This window comes from Flagellimonas flava, assembly GCF_050617915.1.
Lineage (GTDB): Bacteria > Bacteroidota > Bacteroidia > Flavobacteriales > Flavobacteriaceae > Flagellimonas > Flagellimonas flava_A.
In genome coordinates this window covers 551,203-572,846 of the sequence record NZ_JBODQE010000002.1, presented here as the reverse complement: position 1 = coordinate 572,846, position 21,644 = coordinate 551,203, and the positions used below count along the sequence as shown (strand labels likewise).

21 protein-coding genes are annotated in these 21,644 nt (G+C 42.5%); 10 read left to right on the top strand and 11 right to left on the bottom strand.

What is annotated here, in order from left to right:
• Window positions 1–93 precede the first annotated feature (93 nt).
• Window positions 94–1,395 (top strand): NAD(P)/FAD-dependent oxidoreductase, encoded by a 1,302-nt coding sequence (locus ACRHOZ_RS08320; RefSeq protein ID WP_431124639.1) that lies wholly within the window; start codon window positions 94–96, stop codon window positions 1,393–1,395.
• On the opposite strand, the gene xerD is transcribed toward ACRHOZ_RS08320, so the two are convergent.
• Complete coding sequence (xerD, locus tag ACRHOZ_RS08315) at window positions 1,368–2,309, bottom strand: site-specific tyrosine recombinase XerD (protein WP_431124514.1); 942 nt, start codon at window positions 2,307–2,309, stop codon at window positions 1,368–1,370. The two genes, ACRHOZ_RS08320 and xerD, sit on opposite strands and share 28 nt — an antisense overlap.
• A 219-nt stretch (window positions 2,310–2,528) precedes the next feature.
• On the opposite strand from xerD, the gene ACRHOZ_RS08310 reads away from it, so the two are divergent.
• From ACRHOZ_RS08310 to aroQ, 3 genes are all read left to right on the top strand, one after another.
• Window positions 2,529–3,020 (top strand): hypothetical protein, encoded by a 492-nt coding sequence (locus ACRHOZ_RS08310; protein ID WP_431124512.1) that lies wholly within the window; start codon window positions 2,529–2,531, stop codon window positions 3,018–3,020.
• A gap of 121 nt (window positions 3,021–3,141) precedes the next feature.
• Complete coding sequence (locus tag ACRHOZ_RS08305; RefSeq protein WP_431124509.1) at window positions 3,142–3,606, top strand: hypothetical protein; 465 nt, start codon at window positions 3,142–3,144, stop codon at window positions 3,604–3,606.
• A 76-nt stretch (window positions 3,607–3,682) separates the two neighbouring features.
• Window positions 3,683–4,096 carry a type II 3-dehydroquinate dehydratase gene (aroQ, locus tag ACRHOZ_RS08300; RefSeq protein ID WP_431124506.1) on the top strand — a complete coding sequence of 138 codons (414 nt, stop codon included), beginning with the start codon at window positions 3,683–3,685 and terminating at the stop codon, window positions 4,094–4,096.
• Between the two features lie 55 nt (window positions 4,097–4,151).
• On the opposite strand, the gene ACRHOZ_RS08295 is transcribed toward aroQ, so the two are convergent.
• The 6 genes from ACRHOZ_RS08295 to ACRHOZ_RS08270 all read right to left on the bottom strand — a co-directional run bounded on the left by ACRHOZ_RS08295 (window position 4,152) and on the right by ACRHOZ_RS08270 (window position 8,193).
• A complete protein-coding gene (locus tag ACRHOZ_RS08295; RefSeq protein ID WP_431124503.1) occupies window positions 4,152–4,433 on the bottom strand; it encodes a DUF3817 domain-containing protein in 282 nt (93 codons plus the stop codon).
• A gap of 2 nt (window positions 4,434–4,435) precedes the next feature.
• A complete protein-coding gene (lpdA, locus tag ACRHOZ_RS08290) occupies window positions 4,436–5,827 on the bottom strand; it encodes a dihydrolipoyl dehydrogenase (protein WP_431124501.1) in 1,392 nt (463 codons plus the stop codon).
• Between the two features lie 136 nt (window positions 5,828–5,963).
• On the bottom strand, window positions 5,964–6,488 hold the full coding sequence (locus ACRHOZ_RS08285) for a DUF1572 family protein (protein WP_431124498.1): 525 nt from the start codon (window positions 6,486–6,488) through the stop codon (window positions 5,964–5,966).
• Complete coding sequence (gene msrB / locus ACRHOZ_RS08280) at window positions 6,485–6,895, bottom strand: peptide-methionine (R)-S-oxide reductase MsrB (protein ID WP_431124495.1); 411 nt, start codon at window positions 6,893–6,895, stop codon at window positions 6,485–6,487. Before msrB (ACRHOZ_RS08280) ends, ACRHOZ_RS08285 begins: the two co-directional genes overlap by 4 nt.
• Window positions 6,896–7,010: 115 nt before the next feature.
• Window positions 7,011–7,502 carry a peptide-methionine (R)-S-oxide reductase MsrB gene (gene msrB / locus ACRHOZ_RS08275; protein ID WP_431124492.1) on the bottom strand — a complete coding sequence of 164 codons (492 nt, stop codon included), beginning with the start codon at window positions 7,500–7,502 and terminating at the stop codon, window positions 7,011–7,013.
• Window positions 7,503–7,605: 103 nt separating this feature from the next.
• A complete protein-coding gene (locus ACRHOZ_RS08270; RefSeq protein ID WP_431124489.1) occupies window positions 7,606–8,193 on the bottom strand; it encodes a collagen-like protein in 588 nt (195 codons plus the stop codon).
• Window positions 8,194–8,351: 158 nt separating this feature from the next.
• Between ACRHOZ_RS08270 and glgB the strand changes: the two genes are divergently transcribed.
• From glgB to ACRHOZ_RS08245, 5 genes are all read left to right on the top strand, one after another.
• Complete coding sequence (gene glgB, locus ACRHOZ_RS08265; protein WP_431124486.1) at window positions 8,352–10,247, top strand: 1,4-alpha-glucan branching protein GlgB; 1,896 nt, start codon at window positions 8,352–8,354, stop codon at window positions 10,245–10,247.
• A 98-nt stretch (window positions 10,248–10,345) separates the two neighbouring features.
• On the top strand, window positions 10,346–12,745 hold the full coding sequence (locus tag ACRHOZ_RS08260) for a glycoside hydrolase family 31 protein (protein WP_431124482.1): 2,400 nt from the start codon (window positions 10,346–10,348) through the stop codon (window positions 12,743–12,745).
• Window positions 12,746–12,785: 40 nt separating this feature from the next.
• The gene (locus tag ACRHOZ_RS08255; protein WP_431124479.1) at window positions 12,786–13,595 is read left to right on the top strand and encodes a M48 family metallopeptidase; all 810 of its coding nucleotides are present in this window, start codon (window positions 12,786–12,788) and stop codon (window positions 13,593–13,595) included.
• A gap of 96 nt (window positions 13,596–13,691) precedes the next feature.
• Entirely contained in the window at window positions 13,692–15,017 is a 1,326-nt protein-coding gene (locus ACRHOZ_RS08250) for an MFS transporter (protein ID WP_431124476.1), read from the top strand.
• Between the two features lie 265 nt (window positions 15,018–15,282).
• Window positions 15,283–15,684, top strand: a complete 402-nt coding sequence (locus ACRHOZ_RS08245) for a hypothetical protein (RefSeq protein ID WP_431124473.1) — start codon at window positions 15,283–15,285, stop codon at window positions 15,682–15,684.
• Window positions 15,685–15,869: 185 nt separating this feature from the next.
• On the opposite strand, the gene ACRHOZ_RS08240 is transcribed toward ACRHOZ_RS08245, so the two are convergent.
• The 4 genes from ACRHOZ_RS08240 to ACRHOZ_RS08225 are packed head-to-tail and all read right to left on the bottom strand — an operon-like array spanning window position 15,870 to window position 18,818.
• Window positions 15,870–16,595, bottom strand: a complete 726-nt coding sequence (locus tag ACRHOZ_RS08240; protein WP_431124470.1) for a head GIN domain-containing protein — start codon at window positions 16,593–16,595, stop codon at window positions 15,870–15,872.
• A gap of 30 nt (window positions 16,596–16,625) precedes the next feature.
• Entirely contained in the window at window positions 16,626–17,717 is a 1,092-nt protein-coding gene (locus tag ACRHOZ_RS08235; protein WP_431124637.1) for a hypothetical protein, read from the bottom strand.
• A complete protein-coding gene (locus ACRHOZ_RS08230; RefSeq protein ID WP_431124467.1) occupies window positions 17,698–18,258 on the bottom strand; it encodes a hypothetical protein in 561 nt (186 codons plus the stop codon). The genes ACRHOZ_RS08235 and ACRHOZ_RS08230 overlap by 20 nt, the downstream gene beginning before the upstream one ends.
• 2 nt (window positions 18,259–18,260) lie before the next feature.
• A complete protein-coding gene (locus ACRHOZ_RS08225) occupies window positions 18,261–18,818 on the bottom strand; it encodes an RNA polymerase sigma factor (RefSeq protein WP_420399174.1) in 558 nt (185 codons plus the stop codon).
• Window positions 18,819–19,164: 346 nt separating this feature from the next.
• Between ACRHOZ_RS08225 and lon the strand changes: the two genes are divergently transcribed.
• On the top strand, window positions 19,165–21,615 hold the full coding sequence (lon, locus tag ACRHOZ_RS08220; RefSeq protein WP_431124463.1) for an endopeptidase La: 2,451 nt from the start codon (window positions 19,165–19,167) through the stop codon (window positions 21,613–21,615).
• The last annotated feature ends 29 nt before the right edge of the window (window positions 21,616–21,644 follow it).

Below are 21,644 nucleotides of genomic sequence, written 5' to 3'. Positions count from 1 at the left end.
TGTTTCGTTAGTCAAGATTTAAAGATAGCAAAAAACCTTTCCAAACATGATTTTAGCCATAGGGTATTATGTAAATTTGCGGCTATGTCCAGCATGAATATTCCACAGTCCAATCTCCCGAGGATTATTATAATAGGGGGTGGTTTTGGCGGTATAGCCTTGGCCAAAAAACTAGCGAAAAAAGATGTCCAGGTGGTGCTGTTGGACAAACACAATTATCACAATTTCCAACCGCTTCTATATCAGGTTTCTACTGGAGGACTGGAGCCAGATTCCATTGCTTACCCAATTCGGAAAGTGTTGCAGGGATACCCCAATTTTTATTTTCGCTTGGCCGAAGTAGTTCAAATCGATACTGAAAATCGTAGGATTCACACCAACATTGGCCCTATCCATTACGACTATTTGGTGGTGGCCACAGGTTCCGAGACCAATTTTTTCGGGAACAAGAACATTGAGGAAAAAGCAATGGCCATGAAGACCATCCCGCAATCCTTGAATTTAAGAAGCTTGATCCTCGAGAATTTTGAACAGGCCTTGCTCACAGATGACCTTCATGAAAGGGATGCCCTTATGAATTTTGTTATTGTGGGTGGTGGACCCACAGGGGTGGAATTGGCAGGCGCATTGGCTGAAATCAAAAAAGGGATTTTGCCTAAGGATTATCCTGATTTGGATACCCGTAGGGCACAAATCAATTTGGTGCAAGGAGGTAATCGGATTTTGCCGGCCATGAGTGAAATTGCTTCCCAAAAGGCAGAAAAATTTCTTGAAAAACTGGGTGTCAATGTTTGGAAAAACATCCGAGTGACCGATTATGATGGGAACTTCATTACTACGAACACCGATATCACCTTTGAGGCCGCAACCTTGGTTTGGGCCGCTGGGGTAAAAGCGTTGAGTATTAAAGGATTGGATGCCAAGGAACTGCTTTCACGCGGGAATCGCTTAGTGGTGAATGAATTTAACCAAGTGCTTGGACACAATGAAATTTTCGCCATTGGCGATGTGGCCCATATGGAAACCGAGGCTTTTCCCAATGGGCATCCCATGATGGCTCAGCCCGCCATACAACAAGGACAAAATCTTGGAGGCAATTTGATTCGATTGCTGGAAAACAAGCCTATGAAACCATTTACCTATAAGGATAAAGGTAGTATGGCCACGGTAGGGAGAAACAAGGCAGTTGCCGATTTAAAGCGATTCAGGTTCCAAGGGGTGTTTGCTTGGTTTGTCTGGATGTTTGTACACCTGTTTTTCTTGATAGGTTTCCGAAACAGGGTCGTAGTTTTCATCAATTGGGTATACAATTATATTCGTTTTGACCGGGAGGCTCGACTGATTATAAGGCCTTTCAAAAAAAGATATCAAGATTTCTCCTCAACTTCTGACTGAGTGATCTCGTCCTCTTTCTTGTTTCTGGGATGATGTTCAACAAGCACCTCATGCAAGTGTTTCCGATTTACATGCATGTAGACTTCTGTGGTGGTAATGCTCTCATGACCCAGCATTTGTTGAATGGCTCGGAGGTCAGCTCCACCTTCTAGCAGATGCGTGGCAAAAGAGTGACGAAAAGTGTGGGGACTAATGTTTTTTTGCAGACCAATTTTTTCCGCCAAACGTTTAATAATGGTAAAAATCATGGCTCGGGTCAGTTGTTTTCCCCTGCGGTTCAGGAAGAGGTAATCCTCATGCCCATTCTGGATTTTCAAATGGTTTCTGACCTCATTTCTATAGAGGTTGACATATTTTTTGGCAACTTGACCAATGGGTACAAAACGCTGCTTGTCGCCTTTTCCGGTCACTTTTATAAAATCCTCCTCAAAATAAAGATCGGACAATTTTAGATTGATTAATTCCGAAACACGAAGTCCACAGCCATACAAGGTTTCCAACATGGCTCTATTTCGCTCACCTTCAGCTTTGCTCAAGTCTATATTCCCAATTAACTCATCAATTTCTGAAGAGGAGAGGGTATCCGGTAATTTCCGACCGATTTTTGGTGATTCTATGAGATCCATGGGGTTATCGGTTCGGTAGTCCTCAAAAATGAGGTAGGTAAAAAAGCCTTTTAATCCTGATATAATACGGGCCTGGGAACGAGGATTGATGATTTTGGCCAGTTCATAAATGAACTGCTGAATGGTCTCCTGACCAATATCCAAGGGAGAGGCTTTAATCTCATACTGATGCAGGTAATCCACCAGTTTTTGCAGGTCCCGCGTATAGGCAAAGATGCTATTGTCTGATAAGCCGCGTTCAATTTTCATATAATGTTGGTAGTCCTGCAAGCCTTGTTTCCAGTTCATGTTTTAAAGATAATCACAATTCATATTAGACCACTTGCCCCATTGGTCAATTCAAAAGGGCCATTGATCAATTCAGGGGCCTAAAGGTTGTTCATTGACTGTATTTTCGAACCAAGTTCTGTCAGAAGTAAAGTAGATAAATTCTTCTGGAATTTTAGTGAGGTTCCATACTAGATTTATTAAGAGTGCGTTCTAGGTATTCACAAAGTTTTAACAATTATGAGAAGAACTTACCTAGTTGCAATTGCACTGTTTGCTTTTGTTTTTTCTATGTCAGCCCAGGATAGGAGCAATTTTAAAGCTGGATTTAGCGCCGGGATCCCAGTTGGTGATGCTGAGAATATTTCAAGTTTTAGTATTGGCTTGGACGTAAACTATCACTGGGGTGTTTCGGAGTTACTGGATGCTGGTGTCGCCACTGGTTTTATCAATGCCTTTGGTGAAACCTTGGAAAACCAGACGGAGTTTGAGGACATTCAGTTTATTCCTGTAGCCGGTTCTGTTAGAATTTACCCTACCTACCATTTTAAATTTGGTGTAGATGCAGGTTATGCAGTGGGAATTAATGAGGGCAATGATGGAGGATTGTTTTACAGGCCTGTTGTAGGGTACAACATTACGGGCAATACCGAATTGAACGTCTCATATACTGCAGTGGAAAACGACGGAACTTTTGCCATTGCAACCGTTGGAATTTTGTTTCTCTTTTAAAAAGGAAACTTCAACCTAGGGTGAAAACGGTTTATGGTACGGGGATATGAAACCCCGAATCTGGCTTTTGGAAGGTTCAAAAGCCATAAAACCATAATTAATAACCGTAAATACACTTAAAATGAAAAAAGCATGTATTGTTTTCACCTTAACCATTTTATTCACTTCCATTGGCATCGCGCAAACCAGTTATAGGGCAGCCTTGGGCCTTGGTGTTGATGCCTATGATGAAGCTACTTTCTTTGGAGCAACCGGAAAATATTTCTTTTCAGACCATCATGTGGGACAGGCCGACTTGGGTTTTGAAGATGGTGGAACCATAATTACAATTTTGTATTCCTACCACAAAGCGATTGTCGGATCCAGAAATCAACTCCGTTGGTATGCTGGGGTTGGTCCTAGTATCATCTTGGTTGATGATTTTGACAATATTTTTTCGCTACGGCCTCATTTAGGACTGGATTTTAAACCCAAAGGAGTACCCTTTGTGGTGAATTTTGATTGGAGACCAGCCTTGGTATTGAGTGAGACAGGGGATAGCGCAGCGGCGTCCTTTGGTTTTGGGCTTCAGTTTGCCATAAAATAACTTATAAAATCAAATTGACATAAAAGCAGGCTATTGCCTGCTTTTTCTTTTTAACAGATATTGTACTTTTACCTTCATGAAACTAATGATCATCAACGGCCCCAACCTGAACCTCCTTGGCAAAAGAGAGCCCGAAGTCTATGGGAGCACAACTTTTGAAACTTATTTTAGCCAATTGCAGGATAAATTTCCCGATGTGGAATTGGACTATTATCAATCCAATATTGAAGGGGAGTTAATTGACAAAATACAGGAGGTTGGATTTACCTATGATGGAATCGTGCTAAATGCTGCTTCATATACTCATACTTCCGTAGGTATCGGCGATGCTGTTAAGGCGGTTTCTGCCCCTGTGGTCGAAGTTCATATTTCCAACACGCACAAGCGGGAGGATTTTAGACATGTCTCCTATATATCCTCTGGTGCCAAAGGTGTGATTTTGGGATTTGGGCTGCAAAGCTATGATCTTGCGATTCAAAGCTTCCTATAACAGGAGCATCCCTGTTTACCAGAACTCAACAAACCAGATTATATCCAGGGATTGATTAATCCGCTACTTTTAGGTATTTTTTATCCACATAAAATGTTCCAAAGGGTAGTAGGGAGGCTATAAACAAAATCACAAACCGTTTTAAGCCCCATTTGCGTTCCCAACTTAGAACCACCGCCAACACTACGTACAGGATAAACAATCCACCATGGGCATAACCCACAACCAAATTGGGTTCCAATATTTGAGCCCAGTGCTTCAATGGCATGGTAATGCCAAATAAGAGGAGATAAGATATACCTTCTAGAATTGCGGTAAGCCGAAAAGCCTTGAGCATCCTTATAAATGAATTACTTCATCATAAGCATCCGCAACAGCTTCCATAACAGCTTCACTCATGGTTGGGTGCGGGTGAACGGCTTTTAGTACCTCATGGCCCGTGGTTTCCAATTTACGGGCCACAACGGCCTCAGCAATCATGTCGGTCACTCCAACTCCAATCATATGGCAGCCCAGCCACTCGCCGTATTTTGCATCAAATATCACTTTCACAAAACCATCAGGGGTTCCAGATGCTTTGGCCTTTCCACTGGCAGAGAAAGGAAACTTCCCAATCTTAAGGTCGTATCCTTGTTCTTTGGCTTGCTGCTCGGTCAAACCAACGGAAGCTACCTCTGGAATACAGTAGGTACATCCTGGAATATTCCCATAATCCAAGGCTTCCACGTGCATTCCTGCTATTTTTTCCACACAGAGGATACCTTCCGCAGAGGCCACGTGGGCCAATGCTTGCCCTGGGGTTACATCCCCAATGGCATAGTATCCTGGGATATTGGTCTGGTAGTAATCGTTGACCAAAATTTTATCTCGATCCACGGCAATTCCAACATCTTCCAAGCCAATGTTTTCAATATTGGTTTTAATTCCAACTGCGGAAAGCACCACATCTGCTTCCAGGACTTCCTCTCCTTTGGCTGTCTTTACAGTAGCTTTAACACCATCACCAGAGGTGTCCACTTGGGTTACTTCTGCTGAGGTCTTTATTTTAATTCCATTTTTCTTGAACGTACGCTCCAATTGCTTGGACACATCCTGATCTTCAACGGGCACAATATTGGGAAGATATTCCACAATGGTTACCTCGGTTCCCATGGAATTGTAGAAATAGGCAAATTCCACTCCAATGGCACCACTTCCCACCACAATCATCTTCTTGGGTTGAGTCTCGAGGGACATAGCCTCGCGGTAGCCGATTACTTTTTTGCCATCCTGAGGCAAACTTGGCAATTCCCTACTTCTGGCTCCAGTGGCGATAATGATATGATCCGCACTGTACTCGGCAGTATCTCCATGCTCACCTTTTACCAAGACCTTTTTTCCAGGCTGAACCTTACCAAAACCATTGAGTACCTCAATTTTGTTTTTTTTCATCAAAAACTGAACCCCTTTGCTCATGCTTTCGGCAACACCTCTACTTCTTCCTACCACGGCTCCAAAGTCGTGCTCTACCTTTTTAGCGTTCAATCCGTAGTCTTCAGCATGTTTTAGGTACTCAAAAACTTGAGCGGACTTCAACAAGGCCTTGGTTGGGATACAGCCCCAATTAAGACATACACCGCCCAAACTTTCCTTTTCCACAATGGCTGTTTTGAACCCTAGTTGTGACGCTCGTATCGCCGTTACATATCCGCCAGGACCACTACCCAAAACAATTACATCGAAGTTGCTCATCAGATTTTGATTTTAGTTGAATAAAAATTAGAAACCCGCCTTTTGAAAGGCAGGTGCAAAAATACGCAATTCGGGTGCCAAATACCAAGCTTTGGTTTTGTAGAATTGTTATAAATGTGAAATGGTAATGGGACGTCTACCCAAACATTTTTTTATTGAATGCTGCGGACTGCCCTTTAGGAATGGACAGGGGTACCCAATCCTGTTGCTTTATCATTTTTCCCAAGAACAAAATCTGCCCCACATGACTGGGATAGTGGGCCAATTGACGGTTTACGGCCTCGATTATGGAGTGATCCTCATTTCTTATTTTGACCTTGGAATCAAAGTTGGTATCATCAATGCTATCCAATGCGGTAAAAAGACAGTTCCATCCTTTCTCCCAGGCCTGCAGCATTTCGGATTTGGAGGCGTATGGCCCCTCAAATTCCGTATCGCGGTTTCGCCATGTTTTCTCGCCATCCTCGGTAAGGAAATTGGTCCAGCGACTCAGCATATTTCCCACAATATGCTTTACAATAATAGCGACGGAATTGTCAGAATCCACATATTTCCAATGGATTTCCTCCTCCGATAATTGGTCAAAAGTTTTTTCCCCAAGGGATTTGTAACGAAGAAATTCGGAGCGGACACTTTTTAAATAGTTTTCCTGGAAATTCATTTTTCTTCTTCTGGATTAAAGCCGATACTTACCGAGTTGATGCAATAACGTTGTCCTGTGGTTTCCTGGGGTCCGTCGTTAAAGACATGTCCCAAATGGCTCCCGCAGTTGGCACAGACCGTTTCCGTTCTGATCATTCCATGTGAAGTATCCCGAATGTACTCGATGGCTCCTTCAACCGCCTGGTCAAAGGAGGGCCAACCACAGCCGCTTTCAAACTTGTTATCACTCTTGAACAATTTGGCATTGCACGCTTTGCAGTGATAATCCCCATTTTCAAAATGCAAATTGTACTTCCCGGTAAATGGTCTTTCGGTGCCTTTTTGGCGAAGCACATAATACTCTTCTGGGGTGAGTTCCTTTTTCCACTCTTCCTCCGACTTGTTTAAAGTGAATTTGTTTTCCATACGTCAATTTACAATTATCAATTAATAAAGTACAAAGAGTGTGTTTGTTCTAAAGGACATAAAAAGAAACCGCCTAACATTTAAGCGCATTCCTAAGAATTTATAAAAAATGGAATTATTTGGAATCCGGGATGAAATCCAGTGCCACACCGTTGATGCAATGTCTCTCGCCAGTTGTTCTTCTTGGGCCATCATTGAATACATGGCCTAAATGTCCGCCGCAAGTGGCACAATGTTCCTCCGTGCGCTTATACCCTATTTTGTAATCAACGTCATAGGCCACATTACCCTCGATTTCCCGATCAAAGCTTGGCCATCCGGTTCCAGAGCGGTATTTATGTTCGCTTCGAAACAAAGGAGTGCCGCAACCTGCACAAACATAGGTACCCTTTTCCTTATTTTCCAATAACTCGCTCGTAAATGGACTTTCGGTAGCAGCTTTGCGGAGCACGTAATATTCCATTTCCGTTAGCTCCGCACGCCATTCTTCATCGGTCTTGGTGACCTTATATACCTTTTCTTTTTCCTTGTTTTTTGGTTCTTCCTGGGATACGCCCTTGCATCCTACAAGAACCAAAAACATCGCTAATAACAACTTTTTTCCCATTTCTTTTTATAGGTAGACGCGCATTTGTTAAAATCCTTTCAATCCTAAAATAAAAAAAGTCCCGCTGGTTACAACGGGACCTTAAGTTAGCATTTTTGAAGGACTATTGTAGCTCTATTTTCTTTACACCATCTTCCTGGATTCCCAAGGCGGACATCACATTGGAGAGTTTGGAAGTGTCCATTTTGGAGGAATTGGCAAATACGCTGGGTACAAATACAATCCTGAAGGATTGATTATCGGTAAAACTGGTATCCAAGGCGGAAAGGTCAAAATTTCCGTCAATAAAAAGTTCTACATCCACAAAAGTGTGGGCGGCAACATATTGAATCGTTCCTTCTGGAAGGAAAAAGCTCTGGGGAATCTGGCTCCAGGCATCTGCGGTACTCCCATCGTCAAGGTCAATGGTGCCATCAAACCTGTATATTAAAACAGCATCGGATTCAAAGACCTCGAAATCGGTAACATCACTAAAAGTGATGATGGTGCTATAGATGTTTCCAGCCACATCATAGTTAAAGTTAACTCCATCAACCTCTACCACTTGTCCCTGGATTCCATCTTGGCCGTCAAGTCCGTCAAGGCCATCCCTTCCATCAAGTCCGTCAAATCCGGGAGGGCCTGCCGGGCCTTCACAAGCGGATATTAGTAGGATAAGAAATACTCCAAGTATTGTATTGAATTTTGTCATGATTTTTGATTTTAGATTTGTGTTCATTTATCTTCTTGGGGGATGAAAATCAAAAAGCATTCCATTTTTTAAAATCTAAGCTATTTTGTGATGTGAAGGCCTTAAAATCGGATACTTTGCCAAAGATGTGTAATATTGTAATTACTAAACCACCACCTATGTCCAAAGTAGTTGCCCATAGTTTTTTTACTGAGTTTGACATCAATCTTTTTAAATCGGGAAAGCATTTTAGGCTCTACGATAAATTGGGTTCCCATCTTACGGAAGTTGATGGGGTAAAAGGCACCTATTTTGCCGTTTGGGCTCCCTCAGCACAATCGGTTTCCGTAATCGGGGATTTTAATTTTTGGGACGGAAAGGAGCACGAACTTAATGTTCGTTGGGACGCTAGTGGTATCTGGGAAGGATTCATCCCTGGAGTGGAAAAGGGTGTTAAGTATAAGTACAAGATTCATTCCCACAACAATGATATTTGGACAGAAAAGGCCGATCCTTTTGCCCGCTATTGCGAACAACCTCCAAAAACTGCCTCTGTGGTATGGGATGCTCCCTATACTTGGAAGGACAAGAAATGGATGGAAACCCGGGAACAACATAATGCCTTGGACAAACCATACTCGGTTTACGAGGTGCATTTGGGCTCTTGGAAGAAAAAAAACGGCTGGGAATTTTTATCCTATTCAGAAATGGCCGATGAATTGGTCAACTATGTAAGCGAAATGGGTTTTACCCATGTGGAGTTTATGCCGGTGATGGAATATCCTTTTGATCCCAGCTGGGGCTATCAACTTACGGGATATTTTGCACCTACTTCCAGATTTGGCACTCCGGAAGAATTCAAAATACTGGTGGACAAATTCCACGAGAAAGGCATTGGGGTAATCTTGGATTGGGTGCCTTCCCATTTCCCAGAAGATGCCCATGGACTTGGTTTTTTTGACGGATCCCATCTCTACGAACACCCAGATAGAAGACGAGGATATCATCCGGACTGGAAAAGTTTGATTTTTAATTATGGGAGAAATGAAGTTCGAGCATTTTTGATCAGTAATGCTGTGTTTTGGCTCGATCAGTTTCATGTGGATGGCCTTCGTGTGGATGCCGTAGCCTCTATGTTATACTTGGATTATTCCCGGGAAGACGGGGAATGGGAACCTAATATGTACGGAAACAACGAAAATCTTGAGGCCATGTCATTTCTACGTGAAATGAACACTGAAATCTATGCCAGTTTTAAAGGGGTACAGACCATAGCAGAGGAATCCACGGCCTTTAACGGGGTTTCCAAACCAGTGGATTTAGGTGGCTTGGGCTTTGGAATGAAATGGATGATGGGCTGGATGCACGACACCCTGGAATTTTTCAAAAAGGAGCCCGTACATAGATCCTATGATCTAAATAAGATTACTTTTAGCATGACCTATGCCTTTACGGAGAATTTTATGTTGCCTTTTTCACATGATGAGGTAGTATATGGGAAAAACTCCCTGCTCTACCGCATGCCAGGCGATGAATGGCAACGGTTTGCCAATTTGAGGCTATTGTATGGTTATATGTTTACACACCCGGGAGGTAATTTACTGTTTATGGGAGGAGAGTTTGGACAATCTTCGGAATGGAACTTCCAGGAAAGCCTGGATTGGCATCTGACCCAATATGATTATCACTCAGGAATCCAAGAGGTTATCAAGGATCTGAACAAACTCTACAAAAATAATCCCGCACTGTACGAAAAACAGTTCAGCCCGGAAGGTTTTGAATGGATAGAGCACAACGATCAGGAAAACACGGTTTTGACCTATATTAGAAAAGGGAAGGAACCCAAAGATGATTTGATCATAGCATGCAATTTTACACCTGTTCCCAGGGAAGATTACCGAGTTGGCGTTCCTAAAGCCAGTCAGTTGAAGCTCCTATTTAACAGCGATGACAAAAAATATTCGGGTAGTGGAGTGGCCAAGAAAACACTAAAACCCACCGCAAAGGAATGGAACGGGCGAAAACAATCGGTAACCATGACCTTACCGCCTCTTGGAGTGCTTGTTTACAAATAGATACAGGGCGCAAACGTTGTAGTTCACTGGTGTTCACAACATCTTTTTAATTTCTCGCGCTAAAGTCTTTCTTTTGTGGGTTACATAACCCATCATCGATGATTACCAACACCGAAATAGAAAAAAGGGGAAATCAATTTCCCAATCATATAGTTGATTTTAAGCAGGAGAACGATAAGCTTTATTTTACCACCCACAATGGGGTTATCCTAGAGTTGACCATTTTACGGGATAGTGCCATCCGATTTAGATTTGCCACAGAACATGTTTTTGAGCCCGACTTTTCATATGCCCTTAGTGACGATGTGAGTTTGGGATACAACGAATTGGAGGTAAAAGAAGAAATTCCAGAGTATGTGATTACCACATCCAAAGTGAAGGTTTATATACGCAAGGCGGATTTAAATGTCCAAATTGAGGATTTGGAAGGAACTATGATTTTGGAAGATGAGCTTGGATTCCATTGGGAAGAAAACTACGATTACGGCGGAAACATAGTTAAAATGGGCAAGGTGAGCCATTCCGGAGAAAGCTATTACGGTATGGGAGACAAGGCATCCCATACCAATTTGAAGGGAAAACGGGTAAACAATTGGGTCACTGATTCCTATGCGTATGGAAAGGATCAGGAACCTTTGTACAAGTCCATTCCTTTTTACGTGGGATTAAAAGAGAGTATTGCTTACGGAATTTTCTTTGACAATTCATTCAGTACCTATTTTGATTTTGCCCAGGAGAAGCGAAATGTGACCAGTTTTTGGGCCGATGGGGGGGAGATGAACTACTATTTCTTCTATGGACCCAAAATGAACCAGGTGGTAGAGGCCTATACCGATTTAACCGGGGTGCCAGAGCTTCCACCGCTTTGGGCCCTGGGTTTTCACCAGTCCAAATGGAGTTATTTTCCAGAGAAAAAGGTGAAAAACATAGCATCTACCTTCAGAAAAATGAAGATTCCTTGTGATGCCATTTATTTGGACATCGATTATATGGAGGGATTCCGTTGTTTTACCTGGGACAACAAGCGTTTTCCCAATCCCAAAAAGATGATTGAGGAGCTGGAAGAGGATGGTTTCAAGACCATTACCATGATTGATCCAGGAATCAAGATCGATCGTGATTATTGGGTTTACCAGCAGGCCATGGACAATGGCTTTTTCTGTAGAAGGGCTGATGGCCCCCACTTTAAGGGAAAAGTATGGCCTGGGGAGTGCAAATTCCCAGATTTCACGAATCCCGAGGTAAGAAAATGGTGGGCAGGACTCTATAAAGAAATGATCGCCGATTTGGGCGTCCATGGGGTTTGGAACGATATGAACGAACCAGCCGTGATGGAAGTTCCTACAAAAACGGCCAATTTGGATGTTAGACATGATTATGACGGGCACCCCTGCAGTCATCGAAAGGCACACAATGTGTACGGGATGCAAATGGTGCGTGCCACCTATAATGGGGTCAAAAAGTTCATGTTCCCAAAAAGACCTTTTGTGTTGACAAGGGCCGCCTATGCAGGAACGCAGAGATATTGTGCCACTTGGACAGGGGACAACGTAGCTACCTGGGAGCATTTGTGGATTGCCAATGTGCAGATGCAACGCATGTGTATGAGCGGTTATTCTTTTGTTGGCTCTGATATTGGAGGTTTTGCGGAGCAGCCCAACGGGGAACTTTTTGCCCGATGGATACAGTTGGCCGTGTTCCACCCGTTCTGTCGTGTACACTCCAGTGGGGACCATGGGGACCAGGAACCTTGGTCGTTTGGCGATGAGATAACGGATATCACAAGGAATTATATTGAGTTGCGATATCAACTTTTGCCTTATTTGTATACCATGTTCTATAAGTACATCAAAAGCGGTATGCCCATGCTGCAATCTTTGGTGTTTTATGATCAAGAGGATACCCAGACGCATTTTAGGACAGATGAGTTTCTTTTTGGAGAACAGATTTTGGTTTGTCCAGTCCAAGAACCCAATGCACAAGGTAGACGGATGTATGTTCCGCGAGGGAAATGGTATAATTATTGGACCGAGGAAGTTGTAGAAGGTGGAGTTGAGAAATGGGTTGCTGCGGATATCAAGAAAATCCCTATGTTTATAAAGGAAGGCGCAATGATTCCGAAGTATCCCGTTCAGCAATATGTTGGGGAAAAGGAAATTACCGAGTTGGCCATTGATGTGTATTACAAGGAAGGAATAGAAATTTCCGAAGTATATGAAGATCAACAAGACGGTTACGACTACAAAAAAGGAAGATACAGCCTAAGACGGTTTAGGTTACGGGGTAAAGAAAACGAACTGATCATTCAACAGTTTAAGGACGGTAATTTCATTACCCCTTATGAGAAAATCAAACTCACTTTTCACGGCCTCCCCTTCCAAATTGGAGTAGTGGAATTGGATAATGAACAAGTGGATCCCAAGGACATCAAACTGAATGGAAATAACAGTATTGAGGTCAGTAAGGATTTTACGGAACTGCATCTGGTTGGAAAATAATTTTTTAGTAATTTTCCTTTACTAAACACTATTAACACATATGAAAAAGTTTATTCTAACCGTAGCGGTTTTTTTGGCAATTACGGCCTGTAAGGTGAATCCGTTCACAGGGAAAAGTACGCTCAATTTTTACCCCAATAGCCAGATTTTCCCCATGGCTTTTGCCCAGTATGATCAATTTCTGAACGAAAACAAGGTAATAACGGGTACTTCGGATGCCCAAATGATTACCAAGGTAGGGCAGCGAATTGCAACCGCAGCAGAACGATGGTTGGATGCCAATGGGTATCCTGGATATTTAAAAGATTATAAATGGGAATATAATTTGGTCAACGATGAAACGGTAAATGCTTGGTGCATGCCAGGAGGTAAAATCGTTTTCTATACAGGTATATTGCCCATAACACAGACTGAAACAGGAGTTGCCGTTGTTATGGGTCACGAAGTGGCCCATGCTCTGGCCGATCATGGCGCACAACGTATGAGTGCCGGTATGTTGCAGCAAATTGGCGCAGTGGCCGGCAATGTGGCGATCAAGGACCCTGAAAAAAGAAATACCTTCAACCAGGCGTATGGATTGGGCTCCACTGTTGGGGTTATGTTACCATTTAGCAGAGGTCATGAAACGGAAGCAGATAGAATAGGTCTTCAGATTATGGCTATTGCAGGTTACAATCCTTATGAGGCAGCGGAATTGTGGAAGCGAATGAAGGCCAAGGCCGGTGGTCAAGCCCCGCCCGAGTTTTTGAGTACGCATCCATCCAACGATACAAGAATCAACAATCTTACGGCTTGGGCGCCTATTGCAAAACAGGAAGCGGCCAAGTTTGGGGTAACAACATTTAAATAACCAATTGATAAACCAACATTTAATGTCATTTATAGTGCAAAGAAGATGTAAAAGTCTTCATCTGCTGCTATAAATGGCATTTTTATTTTAAAAGTTATGGCACGAGCATTCGCACTTAAAGGAAGCAAGAAATTGTTGAACGCTTGGGCCTTCTATGACTGGGCAAATTCGGTGTATAGCCTGGTCATTTCCTCCGCCATATTCCCCATTTTTTACGGGGCTCTGTTTAGAGTGGCAGAGATAGAAAAAGTGACCATTTTTGGTGGCGAAATAGCCCGAGCTCCCTTGATCAGTTATGTAACCTCTTTGGCCTTTGTGTTTATTGCCATAGTGACTCCCTTAGTCTCGGGAATAGCTGATTATTTGGGCAACAAACGCATATTCCTGAAGTTTTTCTGCTATTTGGGAGCCGTTTCTTGCATAGGGCTGTATTGGTTTTCCCTTGAGAATATCTATTTCGGATTGGTCTGCTATTTCTTTGGATTGGTAGGTTTTTGGGTGAGTTTTGCTATCAACAATTCCTATTTACCTGATATCGCTTTTCCAGAGCAACAAGACGGCGTAAGTGCCAAAGGTTTTTCCCTCGGATATGTGGGAAGTGTAATTCTGCTCGTTTTTAATTTGGCCATGGTAATGCAGCCCGCTGTTTTTGGGATTACCGATGGTGGAGGTGAAGTGGCCGAAATCAAAGCCATGAAATACTCCTTTATTTCAGTGGGTGTATGGTGGATTTTATTTAGTCAGTATACTTTCTATCACTTGCCCAAGGGATACAAAAGGGAAGGGGAAAGAACCAATATTGTCCTTAATGGATTTAGGGAATTGAAGAGCGTTTGGAAGCAATTGGGTGGTGAAACCAGATTGAAACGTTATTTGGGCGCTTTCTTCGTCTACAGTATGGCGGTTCAGACCATTATGCTGATTGCCACTTATTTTGGTGAAGAGGAAATTGCCTGGGGAACGGATTCCGAACGAACTACGGGATTGATCATAAGCATACTGGTGATTCAGATTGTGGCCATTGCAGGTGCTACGCTTACGGCCTATGCGTCGAAGCTGTATGGGAATGTGAGAACCTTGATCGTAATCAATGTTATTTGGATACTCCTTTGTGTGTATGCCTATTTTCTGCAAACCCCCATGGATTTTTACATAGCCGCCGGGCTAGTAGGGGTGGTAATGGGTGGAATCCAGGCGTTATCCCGTTCTACTTACTCAAAATTTCTGCCAGAGACTACAGACACCACTTCCTTCTTTAGTTTTTACGATGTAGCGGAGAAAATAGGAATCGTTATTGGTACTTTTTTGTATGGTGCCGTGGCCCAACTTACGGGAAGCATGCGGAACAGCACAATCTTTTTGGGGCTTTTCTTTTTAATTGGCGTATTTCTTTTGCTAAGGGTCAACAAAGTGAAAAAATAAGGCAATAAGCCTCTGGGATTTTAGTTTATAAAGGTCAACCCCAACCAATTAAACCCATCCCATGATTATTTTTGGAAGTAGAGCAGCCCACGTAGGCACAAAATCCTTGAAAAATTCCACCTGCCCCAGCTGTGGGCAACAAGGCACGTTAAACCTCAGTATTTTTCGGAAGCACGCCCATATTTTTTGGATTCCCATGTTTCCCTATAGTAAAAAAGGGGTCACCCAATGCAGTCATTGCAAACATGTAATGGAAAAAAAGCAAATGCCTGAAAGAATTCGACTGGAGTATGATAAATTCAAGTCTGAAGCCAAAGGTCGCATTTGGCAATTCTCTGGCCTGTTGCTGGTAGGGGTATTGGTTGTTTTTGGATTCTTTCAGAACAAACAAGATGAGCAAAACGAACAGGCCTATCTAAATGCACCACAAAGGGGCGATGTTTACTATCAAAAATTGGATAATGGCCATTATACAACCATGCGAGTGACTGAACTGGACAGGGATAGCATTATTTTGGAACTTAATGCCTATGAAATAGATAAGATAAGTCAGGTGTATAAAATAGAAAAGGATGAAAACTATGACTCTGAGAAGTATGCGGTTCACAAGGCAGATTTGATGGATATGTATGAATCGGATGAAATCTATCGCATTCGTAGAAAATAGACAGATAATAAGGCAGTAAAAAGGCCGGAATCATTTGATTCCGGCCTTTTCCGTTTTCTGATTGTTGTTGATTTGTTCTTTGATTGGCAATAAACTCCTAATGTCAGTTCGAGCGCAGTCGAGAACTTAAGTTACATTTCCACTACCTGCCTGTCAGCGGATACGGTGCTCGATGTGACGCCCATCTATCCTTTGGAAATATCTCCTGAGCCTGATGATTTGCTATTGATTTTCTTGGGATTCCCTCGGTAACTGATGTCACCAGAACCAGATACCCGTGCATCCAAGGATTGGTTGGCCGTAACCTTAATGTCGGCAGAACCTGAAACCTGGGCGGTCACAAATTCAGCTTCCAAAGCATAGGCTTTTACATCTCCAGAACCTGAAACCTGAACGCTTAGGTCGGTGGTCTTACCTTCTAAATTGATATCACCGGAACCGGACAAGGATGCATTGACACTTTCGGCCTCAATAGTCAGGGAAACATCTCCCGAGCCTGACATCCCCGCATGGAAGTCATCAGCTTTGATAGTAGTACGGCTTACCACATCCCCAGAACCTGATAAGGAAACGGAGTTAATATCTTCGATAGGTACCGTTACAATAATACCAGAATTCCAGCTGGATGGTCTTAGATTGACCCTACGCTCTTGTTTTACGACCAATTTGCCATTTTTAACCTCGGTCTTGACGTATTCCAAAAGGTTGGATTCTCCTTTTAGGGTGATTTCTCCCTCTTGGCCTGCAACCAGTTCCAAATCGAACCAGCCGGCAAGCGCCACGGCATCATAGTCGCCAACAGAACGTTCAATGGTCACGATATTTCCATTTCCCTTTACCCTTTTGCCCCACTGGGCATTGGTTACTGCCACCACGGACAGTGCAAGTGTTAATGTGATTAGTTTTTTCATGATTGTGTTTTAATTTTTGTTTTTTGATTTTCAGTTTTGATAAAAAGTGATACCCCCGTAATCGGTTGTGATAAGAACGGTGTTTCCCGAATTTTCAGAACCGTAATAACCCTTATAGTATTTTTCGCTGGATTTTTCCTTGCTGATATTGATTTCAAAAGCATCCTTCCCGCTTACTCCAGCATATTCAGCTGAAATCTCAAAATCAAAGTGATAATCGGGATGGTAGCCAATCTTCATTCCCGTGTAGTCTGTTTTAATGTTGATATCTCCCGCATCAGGCGCCATTTGGTCAATTTTTAGGGAACCGTAGTCCGAAGTAATGCTCACATCGCCATGCACAGTACCCAACTTTACCCCAACATAATCCCCGTTTCCTGATACGTTGTTCACTTTGTTCACCTCTAAGGAACCATAATCACTGGCATATTCAAGGTTTTCCATTTCTCGTACCACACTATTGGTATAGTCGGCCTTGATAATTAGGTTACCTGCTTTTTCTACGGTAAATCCAGAGTAATCCGCTATGATCTCTGCGCTATTGATATATTCAAAGTTGGATCGTGAAGTATAATCGAATCTAAGTTCGTTGTTGCGTCCCCGTAACTCCCCAACATCTATTTTGCCATAATCGCAATGGATCTTGGCATGGCCGTCCACACGGTCCAAATAAATGTTCCCGTAATCGTTGCTAAGGCTAACACTGTTTTTTACCGGAATTTTGACGGTATAATTTACCTGCACGCTTACGTTGTTTCGTCTGCCCCATTTCCAGCCCCAGCTATTGCCGCGGTCACCAAACATGGTCCTGGCCGATACAAGGCTATTACTGTTTTCAAAATCCACATCAATTTCATCCAATCTGTCCTGGACCTTTTCCTCGTTGTTGCCGTTGGTCTTGATATGCACTTCCACCACAACCCTGTCTTCGTTCCAGGAAGTAATGTTCAGATTCCCATAGCTGTTGCGCACTTTGAAAAGGGCATCGGAATTGACATTGAACTCCTTTTTAATGGTCTTTTCCTTGGTGTATCTACCTTTTAGTTTACCATTATTGGCCACCAGCATCAGCGGAAGTAGCGCCAATGTCAAAAAGACATATTTATATCGTAATGTTTTCATCATAATGGGATTTTATATTCTTTATATTTTCAATATTGGACAGTACTTCTTTCAACAGATCTATCCGTGTTTGGAAGTTGGTTATCATGGCATTCAGGATAATTTTACTGTTGCCTCCGTTTACCAACTCTTGTTCAAGGGTTTCATAATTCTTTTCCAGCTTTTCCAACTGTATTAGGGTGTCGTCTACTAGTTTGGCGGTCTCTGGAGATTTTTCATTCTTCAACTGCTGTATTTGTTCTTCTATGACATTTACAAAGTAAAACTCAGTCTGGGATACCTCCGGGGCAATTTCCACTACCTGTTCTTTTATACTGGGCTTGGTATTGATTACTTGAATGCCCAGTAAGCAGAGAAATGCTATGGATGCTGCAATGGAAAGCGGTTTCCACCAATTGGACTTCTTGGAATTCAAGTGGGTTACACCTTTGGATTGATTCAATTTCTCCAAAAATCGATCTTGGTGGCCCATTTGGGGCTCCTCAAGATCCAATTTCCCCTGAAGTCTTCCGAACAACTCTTCTAGATTATCCTTTTCCATAATCAAACGTTTATTGTCAATTTTTTTCTGAGGCTTTCTTTTGCCCTGGAAATTGTGGTTCTGCAATTAGCATAGCTAATGTTCATGATGTCACTGATTTCTTCATAATCGTAACCTTCAATTAAATGTAAGGTCAAAGAAACTCTGTAATTGTCTTTCAAACTTTTCATGGTCTCCATCACTTTTTGAGCCTTCAGTTCTGTATAACCATTGTGATCAAGATCAACTCCGTCATTATCTTCGACCTTGTACATTACATCATCCAAATCAACAGCTCTTGTTTTTTGCTGTTTTTTGTAATGATAGATGCTATTGTTTATCACAATACGTTTCAACCAAGCTCCAAAAGTGACGTCTCCTTTAAAAGTGTTCAGTTTCGTAAACGCATTCAAAAACGATTCCTGCATCACATCTTCGGCTTCGGCGGAGTCTTTTACAATCCTAAAGGCTGTGTTGTACATGGCCTTGTAATAGCGGTTGTAAACCTCCATCTGTGCACTAGATTTGCCTTTTAAGCACGATTGAAGCAGTGCATCTATATGTTCATTTTGGTGGCTCAAAAAATGAATGGTTTGTCTTATAGAGGTATGAATTTATTGATTGTTACAGTTTTGGACGAAATTGTTTGCAATAAATCATGGAATCCCTGGCAAATGAGGAGTTTAGGGTAATGACTAATGACTAATCACTAATTATTAATTACTAATGAGTAATCAGTTTAATCTCATTTCACCAAAACCATGAACCAAAACCTATAACCACCTTGGCACAGGAATTGCCTTTATAGGATAGAATATGGATTCAAACACCTTGATATCACTGACTTTTGGAAGGATTGGTGGGTTGGAAGCCATAAAATGGACAGAAGATTTATGTCATTGGTGACAAAATGACCGAAAATTAGATATGGGAGAGATAAAAATTTCAAGTTTTGACAATATATCCATGCAGGGAATAGACGAAGATGCCGAATTGATACCCCTACTAACCCCGGAAGATGAGGAGGAGATGAATCGGGAGATGCTGCCCGAAACCCTTCCAGTGCTTCCTTTACGCAATACCGTTCTTTTTCCTGGAGTTGTTATACCCATTACGGCAGGTAGGGACAAGTCCATTAATTTGATCAAGGATGCCAATAATGGCTCCAAGACCATTGGAGTGGTATCGCAGAAAGATGAGGAAACCGAAAATCCAGGAGTTAAGGACATAAATACTTTGGGTACGGTTGCCCGAATTTTAAGGGTGTTGCAAATGCCCGATGGTAATACCACGGTGATCATTCAAGGTAAGAAGCGATTTGAAATTGCTGAGGTAATTACCGAGAAACCGTATTTCACAGCCACCGTTAAAGAAGCTTTGGAAGTACGCCCGGATGAATCTAGTGAGGAATTTGCCGCTATCATTGATTCCATAAAAGAACTGGCGTTTAAAATCATAAAGGACAACCCCAACATACCCAGCGAAGCTACTTTCGCGATCAAGAACATTCAGAGCAATTCCTTTTTGATCAATTTTGTCTCTTCCAACCTTAATTTGACGGTTGCTGAGAAACAAAATTTGTTGGAAATCCCCAATCTGCAAGATCGGGCCTTGACCACATTGAAGTACATGAACATGGAACTTCAAAAACTGGAGCTTAAGAATGATATCCAGTCCAAGGTGCGCAACGATATGGATCAGCAACAGCGCGAGTATTTCCTTCACCAACAGATGAAGACCATCCAAGAAGAGTTGGGGGGTATTTCCTATGAAGAGGAGGTAGATGAGATGCGGGTGAAGGCCAAAAAGAAAAAATGGGATAAAAAAGTAAAGGAACACTTTGAGCGCGAGCTTGCCAAAATGCAGCGCATGAATCCTCAGGTGGCGGAGTACTCCATCCAAAGAAACTATTTAGACCTGTTTTTGGACCTGCCGTGGAACGAGTTTTCCAAGGATAAGTTCGATTTAAAACGTGCCCAACAAATCCTTGATAGAGATCATTATGGCTTGGAGGATGTAAAACGAAGGATTATCGAGTATTTAGCAGTCTTGAAGCTGCGCAACGATATGAAATCACCCATTCTGTGCCTATATGGCCCTCCTGGTGTGGGTAAAACATCCCTTGGGAAGTCCGTGGCGGAGGCCTTGGGCAGGGAATATGTGCGTATGTCTTTGGGCGGATTAAGGGATGAAGCCGAAATCCGAGGACACCGAAAAACATATATAGGTGCTATGCCTGGACGAATTGTGCAAAGTTTGAAAAAGGCAGGCACTTCCAATCCGGTGTTTATACTGGATGAGATAGACAAGCTATCCAATAGTCACCAAGGAGACCCCTCTTCTGCTATGTTGGAGGTTTTGGATCCAGAGCAGAACAGTGAATTCTACGATAATTTCTTGGAGATGGGTTATGATCTGTCCAAAGTGATGTTCATTGCAACGGCCAACAATCTTGGTACCATTCAGCCTGCACTGCGCGATAGAATGGAAATTATCAACGTAACGGGATACACCATTGAGGAAAAGGTGGAGATTGCCAAAAAACATTTGCTTCCAAAGCAACTAAAGGAACACGGGCTTTCTACCAAAGATTTGAAAATTGGGAAACCCCAATTGGAAAAAATTGTTGAAGGTTACACAAGGGAATCCGGAGTTAGAAATCTGGAGAAACAATTGGCTAAAATGGTGCGCTATGCAGCCAAATCCATCGCGATTGAAGAAGAATACAATGTCAAGGTGACCAATGAGGATGTGGAAAAAGTGTTGGGCCCTGCGCGTTTGGAACGGGATAAATACGAAAACAACGATGTTGCAGGTGTGGTGACTGGATTGGCCTGGACCAGTGTTGGAGGGGATATTCTATTTATCGAATCCATTCTTTCCAAAGGAAAGGGAACCTTGAACATTACCGGAAACCTCGGCAAAGTGATGAAGGAATCGGCTACGATTGCCATGGAGTACATTAAATCCAATGCTGATTTGTTTGGAATTAACCCTGATGTTTTTGATAAGTACAACGTGCACATCCACGTGCCTGAAGGGGCAACGCCAAAAGATGGGCCTAGTGCCGGAATCACCATGTTGACGTCTTTGGTATCTCTCTTTACCCAACGAAAGGTGAAGAAAAGTTTGGCCATGACTGGAGAGATAACCTTGCGTGGTAAGGTGCTTCCTGTAGGAGGAATCAAAGAAAAAATCCTAGCTGCAAAAAGAGCTAGAATCAAGGAAATCATCCTTTGTGAGGACAATAGGAAGGACATTGAGGAAATTAAGGAGGATTACCTGAAGGGCCTTACATTCCATTATGTTTCCGATATGAGCGAGGTCATTGAGATTGCCGTGACCAACCGAAAAGTAAAGAACGCAAAAACGCTTTAATTCAATTTAAGGTAAAGGAATTTCTTCCA